Here is a 9,975-nt window from a genome sequence, read left to right as displayed (position 1 = left end):
GCACGATGACGTGCTCGCCGTTGGCCAGTGTGAAGTCCAGATCGCCGGTCGGCGTGAACGGGCTCAGCCCGCTGGCCAGCGTCACCGTGTAGGTGATCGAGCCGCCCTGCTCGCTGGTCGACGGCGTCGCCGTCAGCGTCGCCGTCACCGGGTCGAGTGTGTCATTGATCGTGACCGTCGCGTGGCCGAAGCTCGTGTAATTCACCGCCTCGAAATTGCCGCCGGACGTGCCGGTGATCGACACCTGGGTCGTGTTGCCGTCCAGGTAGACGTCATCACCCTGCGCGGGCTGCGGAGCGGACGACGCGAGCAACTGACCGGGCGCAAAGGTGATGTTCACGCCATTGTCCAGCGTCACCGTGAACGGCGTCAGCGACGCGTAGTCCATGTGCGCCGTGTAAACGATCATCTGGTTCTCGAGCACCACGACATCGTGCAGCGTCACGAAGTTGGTGTTGATCGTGTCGTTGACCGTCACCGTCGCCGTGTCGGACGTGTTCAGCGTCTCATAGTTCCCACCGGCCGCGCCGGTGACCGAGACCGTGTAACTCTCGTGATCGACATAGGGGTCGTCGCCCTGCACCGCGAACGGCGTCGAGACACCGGTGGTCTGGCCATCGAGGATCGTGATGGTCGCGCCGTTGCTCAAGCTCAGCACGAGGTTGCTGCCCTGCGGGGCATGATCCACGCTGGCCGAGATCGTCGCCGTGCCGACGCCCTCGTTCACCGTCACGTCGTTCAACGTCACCGTGGTCGGATCGATGGTGTCCTTGATCGTGACCGTGGCGTGGCCGTAGGTTGAGTAATTCACCGCCTCGAAATTGCCGCCGGAGGTGCCGGTGATCGAGACCTGGGTCGACTGGCCGTCCAGGTAGACGTCATCGCCCTGCGCAGGCTGCGGAGCAGACGACGCGAGCAACTGACCGGGCGCGAAGGTGATGTTCACGCCATTGTCCAGCGTCACCGTGAACGGCGTCAGCGACGCATAGTCCATGTGCGCCGTGTAAACGATCGTCTCGTTCTCGAGCACCACGACATCGTGCAGCGTCACGAAGTTGGTGTTGATCGTGTCGTTGACCGTCACCGTCGCCGTGTCGGTGGTGTCCAGGAGCTCATAATTGCCGCCAGCCGCGCCGGTGACCGAGACGGTGTAGGTCTCGTGATCGACATAGGGGTCGTCGCCCTGCACCGCGAACGGCGTCGAGGTGCCCGTAGTCTGGCCATTGAGGATCGTGATCGTCGCGCCGTTGCTCAAGGTCAGCACGAGGTTGCTGCCCTGCGGGGCATGGTCCACGCTGGCCGAAATCGTCGCCGTGCCGACGCCCTCGTTCACCGTCACGTCGTTCAACGTCACCTTGGTCGGGTCGCTGTCGTCGGTGACCACGAACGATACCGTCGATCCCGACGTATCGCCGTCGCCATCGGTCACGGTGTACGTGAAGTTCGCCGGCCCGCCGGTCTTGTAGACGTCGTCGGGCTGCGCAACGAACTTGTAGGCGCCGTCCGCGGTGACCTGGAGACTGCCATGGGCGATCGAGATCGCCTGGGAATACCCGTCACCACCGAACGACAGGGTCACCCCGTTGATCTCAGTGACGGTTGCGCCGTCAGCGCCCGGATCGAAATCGAGCTGCCCGGTGACCGGTGCGGCCCCTTCGAGAACGTTCTGCGACCCTTCCGCAAATGCATGCGGACCGTCGTCCTGGAAATTGATGTGAAGCCCGGCCGGCGAAACGGCATGGGCGGTGTCGCCGTCACCGTCGGTCGCGGTGGCCGAGATGTACACGAGGCCGTTCGTGATCGAGACCTCGTCGTCATAGGCAGCAGGCGTCGAGCCATCGACATTGTGCGCGATCGCCGCAAATTGTGCGACCCACAGATGCCCGTCGGTGTCGAGATAGAGCGCGAACACCTTCTCGCCGGTCTGGACGTTGTTGCTGTCGACGCCCCAGACGATGTTCGGGTTGGTGGAATCCGTGAACAGGAAGATGTCGTGGTTGCCGACCGTGGTGTTCAGTCCGGAATCCTGGCCGGTGAATCCGCCACCGGTGGAATTTGTCAGTTGATAGGACACACCTCCGGCCGGGCCCGGTCCATCCGTGCCGAAATCAGGCGTCGTGAACAGAGTGTTGGCGGCGCCGGTCGACTCGGCGTAGCCGAGAACCGTACCGATCTGGGCGCCGGCAATCGCGGCCGTCAGCACGCTCGGGGCCGTCGCGGGATCGACGTCGTTCTCCGGGTTCGGGCCGGATTGCGGGGTAAATCCCGCGCTCTCGTCGTGAGTGACGCTGAGCGTGGCGGGAGCGCACACCACGGACGAGATGCCGCTCACCGAGAACGGATGACCGACATTGTCCTCCTGAGGATCATTCGGGTCGGCCGGAAGCGTCGGCGCGCCGTTCGCCGTGCTCGAGAACGCGACGTTGTCGTAATTGGAGATGACGAGACGATTGAAGTCGTCGGTCGTGTCGACCGTGACGGTTGCACCCTCGTTCAGGCCGACGATGACGACGCCGACAAGCGTGTTGCCGTCATAGACCGGAATCTTGGTGTAGCTGGCATCCCCGGTGACGGTGACGTCGTTCAGCGTGATCGGCAGCGGATTGCCGTCATCGGTGAAGTTGGTGTTGTCATTGGCGTTGAAGACCTGGACGAAAACCGTCGCCGTATTGCTCCCGCTGCCCTGGATCTGGTGGATCGTGAACGAGGCCGCATCGACCTCATAGTGCCCATTATAGGCAAAGGCATTGGCAGGGAACGTGACATTGTTGACGAAGTCGAGCCGCAGAATCTCCGCAGCCTGGTCGTTGCCTCCGTGGACCTCATGGCCCTCGAGCGTCTGGTTGCCGACGCCGATATCGCTACCCGTCGTATTGATCGTGTTCGGGTTCGGACCGTTACCCTGACCGATTCCGGACAACAGCACGTCCTGGTCGCTCGGACCGTCGAGACCGCGTTCGTCGACATTCCCCGCCTTGATGCCGACATAGGTGAGCGGCGTATCGACGCATTCCTGCGAAGCGGAGATCGTCGGACCGGAATCGTCGATGGAGACGATGGAATGGCCGTTGTCGATGAGAGTCGCGGTGGCCGATTTCGTGACATGGTCACCATCGCCGTCGGTCACCGTCACCGTCAGCTTCACGCCGACGCTCTGGCCGGCAATCGCCGTCAGCAACGAGATCGACTCGTCGAACAGCGAGGGATTCTCGGGCAACTGGGAGCCGGCAGGCTCCGACGCATCGTGATCGATCGGCAGGAATTGATCGACCACGAGCTGCGCCGTGGCCGGATCCGTCGAGCTCAACGTGATGCGCAGGACGACGAAATCGTCGCTGGTGGTCTGCTGCGTATCATGGCCGATGCGGCCGACGATCTGGCCACCCTCGACCGTCAGCCAGACCGTCCGATGGTCCACCGACGTGCCTTCGAGCGGGCTACCAGCCAGCGCGGTCGCGACGAGGTTGGTCTTGATGCCGCCCACCTCGGGCGCGCCGGTCAGGACAAGGCTCAGCGCCGACGTAACGGGATTGACCAGGGCGGGACCATCGGCCCCGTAGTCGATCACCGCATTCGTGAACAAGGGGGCCAGCAGCCCCGCCCCCGTCATCAGCTCGCCGATCTCAGCCGTCGAGGTCGCGTCCGTCGTGAACGTGACGGTGGCGTTGCCGGTGTCGTCGGCGATTCCGTTCGGCGTTCCGCCGCCCGACTCGCCCTCGCCGATGTTGTATTGATCCGGCAACGACCCGTCATGGCCGATCGTCTCGTCCAGATTCAGTGCGAGCGCGACAAATTCCGGTGTGGTCACGTCGGTGCCGATCGTCAGCGCCGGACCATCGTCGTTGAAGTGGATCCTGCTCGAAATATCCGCCGACGCGGACGCGGTGTCGCCATCGCCATCCTTGATCGTCACGACGGCCGAGATCGAGCCCGCGGCCAGCGAGGCCTGATCGTTCGGATTGGACGTATCGGAGTGATGCAGCGAGAGATATTCGACCACCGAGACCTTGCCGGTGACCGGATCGATCGCGACCGCAAAGGCGGTCTTGCCGCTCAGTTCGGGATGAACATTGTCCTGGCCCACCGTGCCGATTACCCGGCCGGCAAGATCCTGCGACAAGGTGATCTCCGTTCCGTCCGTCAAGGTCACCCCGGACGTGGACGATTTCAGCTCGAGCGAATAGGTGATCGCCGCAGTCGGATCGGGGCCATCGACGCCGAAATACGGCAGGATCGACAACGCCGCGCCGCTGCTTGTCGCAGAGGCGAGCGGCGATCCGGGCTCATCCGGATCAACGCCGGGATTCTGCACGCCCGCAAAGATCTGCAGCGGGCTGGCAACGTCGTTCGCCTGGTTGCCCGGGGTCTCGTCCGCAGTCACCCCGAAATTGCGAGACACCGTCGCCGCCACCAGCGGGCCGTCGTCCTCGAACTGGATGTCCCCGCCAATGTTGGCGGACGCCGACGCGTGGTCGCCGTCGCCGTCGGTGACCGTCACGGTCGCCTTGACTTGGCCGAGGGCGTTTGCCAGCGAGACCGCCTCATCGATATCGCCGCCGATGTCGGCGCTGTCATGGTGAAGCGAAACATACTGGACGACCGACACCTTGCCGCTCACCGGGTCGATCGCAATCGCAAACGCGGCCGGATCGTTGGTGCCCGTCACGTCGTTGCCGGGATCGCTCCCGTCGTAACGGCCGACGATCAGCCCGTTCTCGAGGAACAGGAAGATCTCCTTCCCTTCCGTCGTGGTGAGCATCGCATCGACCGGGCCGGTCGTGCTCTGGCCCTGCGCGTCGGTCAGCGTCAGCGAGAAGACCTGGGCGCCCGTCTTGGCCGCGCCGTCGGTACCGTAGTCCACATTGTCGATGGTGAGCGCGGCGACGTTGCTCTGCGCATACCCGATGGGAAGACCGAAGAGACCCTGCGGGTCGTGTCCGGGATTGATGACGCCGTTGAAAACGGGCGTGAACAGAATGTCATTGTCGTCGCCGAACGGCGGGCTCTGCAACAGCAGGGTCTCGTCGTGGACGACAGCAAATCCTTCCGTCTCCGATACCGTTACCGTCGGACCATCGTCGTCGAACGCGATGAACGATCTCTCGTTGCCGATCAGGGTGACCTGGGCCGACGAGCTGGTCTGGTCGCCATCACCGTCCGTGGCAGTGGTCGTGAGCTCGAGGTTGAGCGTTCCGTTTCCAACGAGATGCAGGATCGTCTGCTCGTCGAACTGCGACGGATTCTCGGAGCCACCGTGGTCGATCGGCAGGAACTGATCGACCGTGATCGTCGCCGCGGAGGGATCGGTGGCGTCGTCAAGGGTGATGCGGAAGGCAACGTATTCATGCTCGGCAGCACCGTCACCGACGATCCGCCCTTCGAGCGTATTGTCGTCGACCTGAACCAGCACGATGGCGCGCTGCGCCGCGGTGAGGTTCTCGAGCGGCGTGCCGACCAGCGCGGTCGCAGTCAGGTTCGTGTCGACGGTTTCACCGGAAAGCACCAGCTTGAGGACGTTGCTGATGCCGCCCTTGGCGCCAGGACCGTCCGTTCCGAAGTCGACAATGGCTGTGTCAAACAGCTCCGCCAGTGCACCCGCGGTGGTCGACAGCTCGCCGATCGCCTGCCCCTGCGTCGGGTGGATCGCGACGGTAACGGTTGTGGCCTTATCATCAGCGGTGCCGTTCGACGGCCCGAAGCCGGATTCGGTCTCGCTCCCGTTGTAGCGATCGCTGAGCTGGCTGTCTCCCTGACCGATAGTCTCGTCGAGGTCGAGCAGGCCAACGTTGGTCGGATGTTCGCCCTCCTCCCGCGTGATCGTCGGACCGTCGTCGTCGAATGCGATGAACGAATTCTCGCTGCCGATCAGGTTGACCTGGACCGTCGAGCTGGCGTGGTCGCCATCACCGTCGGTGACTGTCGTCGTGAGTTGCAGGCCGAGCGTATCGGTCCCGGTAAGGTGGAGGAGGATCTGCTCGTCAAACACCGACGGGTCTTCCGAGCCGCCGTGATCGATCGCAAGGAACTGGTCGACCGTGATATGCGCGGTCGCAGGATCGCTGGCGTTCACCAGCGAGATGCGGAAGGCGACGTATTCGTCGCCATTATTGGCAACGCCGTCCCCGACGATCCGGCCCTCGATCGTGGTGTCGTTGACCTGAACCAGGACGATCGATCGCGCGGCTGCGTCGAGGCCTGCGAGCGAAGTGCCGGCAAGCGCCGTGGCGGTCAGATTCGTGCCGACCGTCTCACTCGAGAGCACCAGCTTCAGGACGTTGCTGATGCCACCCTCCGGCCCGGGACCATCGGTCCCGAAGTCGACGAGCGCCGCCGGAAAGAGATTGGCAAGTCCGCCCGCAGGCGTCGACAATTCGCCGATCGCCTGGCCCTGCGTCGGCGCGGTGGACACCGTGATGGTCGTCACTCCGGTGTCGTCCAGAGTGCCGTTCGGCGTGACGCCGTTCGATTCAGTCTCGCCGGTGTTGTAACGATCGACCAGCGGGCTGTCTTCGTGACCAATGGTCTCGTCGAGATTCAGCAGGCCGATGGAAGGCAGTTCGCTGCCCTCGCCGCGCGTGACCGTCGGACCATCGTCGAGAAATGACACGCCGAGCGAGCCGGTCGACACCGCAGTCGCCGTGTTGCCGGCACCGTCGGTCACCGTCTGCTGCACGAAAACGACATCGCCAAGCTGCGCGCCTTCGCTCGTGTCGGGCTCGGACACGGTGCCGTGCTTGATGGCTTCATACTGGGCCACGTCAAGCTTCAGCGTCGCTGGATCGAGGTAGAGCTGGAAGGCAACCGCACCGTTCGGATCGGCCACGCCGCCGGCGCCCTCACGTCCGACGACCAGACTGCCCTCGGTGAACAGGAAGATTTCATTGCCGGTGACCGTGGCCTGCAGACCGGAATCGACGCCGGCGAACGCCGCGCCGGTCGAGGTCGTCAGCGCATAGACCACCGTTCCGGTCCCGCCGCTGCCGAAACCGGCGCTCGACGACGCGATCTCCGAAACGGCGCTTTGGGCCCATCCGATCAGTCCGACGGCGGAGAAGACTGCGGGCAGAGCAGCATTGGGCAGATCGTTAGCGCCGTTCAGAATCTGGACGTCGACGGTTTCATCGTGGATGACGATCGTCCCCGAGAGCGTAAAGGCTGCGCTCGGCGGAGTCGTTGCGGGCAGTCCGGCGAACGTCTCCGGATTGAGGACGAAATTGCCGAGCTGTTCCTGCCCGAGCAGGTCCAACGGATTGCCAGCGTTCAAGGTATCGACCGCAGCATTGGAGAAGCTGGCGCCGCTGCCCTGGGCGTTGCCGTTGCCATCACCGGCCGCAGGCAGCACGGACTGGTCGGTGGTGATCGGGAAGAGGCTCGCGAATTCCTGCACGTTGACGTCGCGCCCGGGCGCCAGCTCGATGGAGAGCAGGTGCTGATCGTCGTGACGGGAATCGAAGACCGGATCGACCGTGATCGTCGACTTGTTGTCGAACAGAATGATCAGCTTCTCGCCGACATGGACGAGCGTGATCTTTTCGTTGGCTATCGCGGAGAAATCGAGCTTGACCTTCTGGTCAAATCCGAGATGTACGACCACCGCCTGATCTGTTAGCGGCTTTGCCAGCGTGAAAGTTCGAACTGGAGTTGTGTTGGTCGGAATAGCTGTGCCGGTAGCCTGCGCTACCTGAAATTGTGCGTTCATAATCTATCTGCCCCTGCCAAAACACTGTGCAGTTCAAATCAAGTCTGTAGAAAGCAATTCGAAAAATTTCGCTATTAAGCTATTGTTAACCGAGGCGGGGGTCAACGAAATCAACTAGTTAACGAAGGGTTTTTGGCGCACCGTGGTAAATTGGCTAATCCGCACACACGGCGCCGAAAAAGCATTTAAATTGAGCATCTTGCAACGAATTGACCGGGAAAACGCGGCAAGCGGGAGAGCACCAATGAGGGTATTATTGTCCGCATGCATCGCAATGTCGTCTGGGTTGTTGTCTGGGTTCGTCACACCAGCCTTGGCCGAGGACGCATTGTCTCCCGTCGAACGAACGGTCAAATCCGCCCCCAATAAGGACACGCGGGTCGGCGTCTTCATCAACGTGCTACCCGATTGCACGTCGGGTCCCCTGCCGACGATCCGCCTGGTCAATGCGCCCGCATCCGGGAAGGTGACGGTCAAGTCGGCGAAGGTGAAAGCCACGAACTACAAGTCATGCCTCGCGCTGGAAGTGCCGGCCTATGTCGCGTTCTACAAGTCGCAGCCCGACTTCATCGGCGACGACGTTCTGACGATCGAGGTCAAATATGCCGGCGGCCGGACGGAAATTCAGAAGATCACGGTCAGCGTTGTAGGCCCCGGAGCGCAGCAGAAGATTTAGCAGTCGGGTTCTTCACACAGGTACCCGGCCGGGCATGCCGGCCGGGATAAAGTCGCACTTGAACTCACGGATGCAGCAGGAAATTACTCGCTGTCAGGCCGAGATTTGTGCCCGCCAGAACGATCATCATATCGGCGTGCCCCTGATCCTCTGCCGCGTTGCTGGTGTTGGCGTAGACGATCGTGTTGCCGCCGGATTCAATCCAGGCAACGCTGTGCGCATTGAGGTTCACGCCGGCACCGCTGAGGGGCGCCTGATACGTCGTAATATCGCTACCGACCGCACCGAGCTGCGTGAAGTCGATCGTGTCCTGGCTCGATCCGCCCGCCGTGAAATTGTAGATCGCATCGTGCCCGATGGTGGTGTTCGAGCTCTCGGCAGCGAACTTGTAGAGGAAGTTATCCTTGCCGTCGCCGCCGATCAGTTGGTCGGCTCCTCCGCCGCCGTAGATCGTATCGGCGTTCGGACCGCCAAGCAGCGCATCGCTTCCCCCATTTCCGGTCAGCGCGTCGTTGCCGTTCATGCCGAACATGATGTCGACGCCACTGCCACCGATCATGGTGTCCTTGGTGGCGACGCCCACCCAGACGTCGACGCTAGTCTGGGTCGTGTTGTTTGCCTGATCGGTCGCAGTGACCGTCAGGTGATAGGGAACATCATCGCCGTTCGCGGCCGTTTGAGCTGTCAAATTCGAACCGCCGACAAACAGCTCGCCCGTATTGGGGTCGATCGAGAATTTCGCTGCGTCACTTCCGGTCAGCGCGAAATGAAAGGTGTCGATGGCATCGGGATCGCCCGTTGCGACGAACTTGCCGAGATCTGCGCCGGAGTTCAGCGAGTTGCCGTTGTCCGCCGTGCCGAGAACGCCCATCGAGCTGACCACGAAATTGATGCCTGTGGGTCCTCCCAGATCGGCCTGCAGTGCATTGATCGCGAAAGAAGACGAGCTGCTGGCGGCACCGTGGCTGTCCACGGCGTCGATCAGGAGCGTGTAGCTGCCAGCGTTGAGATTGGCGGCGTCAGCGACGGTCACGATGCCATTGGCGTTGACCGAGAACAGGCTGGCGCCGGTTCCGCCCGTGATCTGATAGGTCACGGAGTCGCCGGCGTCCGGATCGGTCGAATGCGCCGTCAGCCCAACGGACGTACCGTTCGTCGCGTGAGCGTTGACGGAGTTGACTGTATTGTCACTATCGACGGGCGCCGTCGGCGCCTCGTTGACGTCGGTCACGTTGATCGTCACCGCCTTGGTATCGAACAGGCCGCCGCCGTCGGTCACCGTCACGTTGACGTGGTAGGCGTTCTTGACCTCGTAGTCCGCCGACGCCTTCAGCGTCACCTCGCCGGTCGCCCCGTCGATGTTGAACGCACCGGCGTCTGTACCGCCAAGGCTATAGGTCAGCACATTGTTCGGCGCCGTCGTGTCTGGATCGCTGGCAGACGCGTCGTAGATGATCGTGCTGACCGGCGCATTTTCTGCGACCGTCCCCGTCCCTCCCGACGTCAACGCCGGCTGCTCGTTCACGTCAGTGACGGCGACGTTGATCGTGGTCTCGACCGCAAAGGCATCCGTCGTGTTGTCGGTCGCGGTGACCTTCAC

3 protein-coding genes are annotated in these 9,975 nt (G+C 62.7%); 1 reads left to right on the top strand and 2 read right to left on the bottom strand.

Features of this window, described 5'->3' with window-relative positions; genetic code table 11:
- The coding region (locus BM118_RS39800) for a DUF5801 repeats-in-toxin domain-containing protein (protein WP_244550347.1) at window positions 1–7,594 on the bottom strand (7,594 nt) is incomplete at its 3' end.
- A 433-nt stretch (window positions 7,595–8,027) separates the two neighbouring features.
- Here BM118_RS39800 and BM118_RS42015 point away from each other — a divergent pair.
- Complete coding sequence (locus BM118_RS42015; RefSeq protein WP_349530039.1) at window positions 8,028–8,375, top strand: hypothetical protein; 348 nt, start codon at window positions 8,028–8,030, stop codon at window positions 8,373–8,375.
- A 64-nt stretch (window positions 8,376–8,439) separates the two neighbouring features.
- Here the strand turns inward: BM118_RS42015 and BM118_RS39785 are convergent.
- Window positions 8,440–9,975: cadherin domain-containing protein (locus BM118_RS39785; RefSeq protein ID WP_143099604.1), on the bottom strand; the 1,536-nt coding region annotated here is incomplete at its 5' end.

This window comes from Bradyrhizobium sp. cf659 (genome assembly GCF_900113725.1).
Classification (GTDB): domain Bacteria; phylum Pseudomonadota; class Alphaproteobacteria; order Rhizobiales; family Xanthobacteraceae; genus Bradyrhizobium.
Note: the sequence above shows the minus strand (reverse complement) of the source record. Positions and strands in the feature narration are given on the sequence as shown.